1 protein-coding gene is annotated in these 1,152 nt (G+C 67.1%); it reads right to left on the minus strand.

The genetic code is table 11. From position 1 onward, the window contains the following. Positions 1-131: 131 nt before the first annotated feature. On the minus strand, positions 132-1,152 hold a 1,021-nt coding region (gene apbC, locus AC1DU6_RS32185), incomplete at its 5' end, for an iron-sulfur cluster carrier protein ApbC (RefSeq protein ID WP_477862277.1).

A 1,152-nucleotide genomic window follows, 5' to 3' on the forward strand; every position in this document is an offset into this window, starting at 1 on the left:
CAGCACGGAAGCAGCAATGGCCATCCATCTCAAACCAGGCGACACGAGGTGCTGAAAGCTGCCAATCGCCAGAAATGCTGCTGTCACGGCAGCGAGAAGCAATTTCACCTTTGCGAACGACATACGCCGCCTCAGGTCGATTTGGAAATCGAGATGCTCGGGAACTTGGCCGAGTAGTCCTTGCCTTGGGCGGCGATCTTGGCCGCGACCTTGCGGGCCAGCGCCTTGTAAAGATTCGCTACCTCACCGTCCGGCTCGGCAGCCACCGTGGGCGTGCCCGAATCGGCCTGGGCGCGGATGCTCATGGCCAGCGGCAGGGAGGCCAGCAGCTCGGTGCCGTACTGGGCCGCCATCTTCTGGCCGCCGTCGGCGCCGAAGATATGTTCGGCATGGCCGCAGTTGGAGCAGATATGCACGGCCATGTTCTCGACGATGCCGAGGATGGGGATGCCCACCTTCTCGAACATCTTCAGCCCCTTCTTGGCGTCGATCAGCGCGATGTCCTGCGGCGTGGTGACGATGACGGCGCCGGTGACGGGCACGCGCTGCGACAGGGTCAGCTGGATGTCGCCGGTGCCCGGCGGCAGGTCGATGACGAGGTAGTCCAGCTCCTGCCAGCGCGTCTGGCGCAGCAGTTGCTCCAGCGCCTGCGTGGCCATGGGGCCGCGCCAGATCATGGCCTGGTCGTCCTCGACGAGAAAGCCGATGGAGTTGACCTGCAGGCCGTGGGCGATGTGGGGCTCCATGTTCTGGCCGTCCAGCGACTCGGGCCGGCCGCTGGCGCCCAGCATCAGCGGCTGGCTGGGGCCGTAAACGTCGGCGTCCAGTACGCCCACGCGGGCGCCTTCGGCATGCAGGGCCAGGGCCAGGTTGGCGGCCGTCGTGCTCTTGCCCACGCCGCCCTTGCCGGAGGCGACGGCGATGATGTTCTTCACGCCCGGCAGCAGCTGCACGCCGCGCTGCACCGCGTGAGCGACGACCTGGGTGGTGATGGCGACGCTGACATTGCCGACGCCCGCCAGCCCCTTGGCCGCGGCGATGACAGCCGCGCGCAGGGCCGCGTGCTGGCTGGCAGCCGGGTAACCCAGTTCGATGTCGACGGCGACATCCGCGCCATCCACCTTGATCGACCTGACCGCCTTGGCTTCACCC

The sequence above is a fragment of the Roseateles sp. P5_B10 genome, assembly GCF_056400485.1.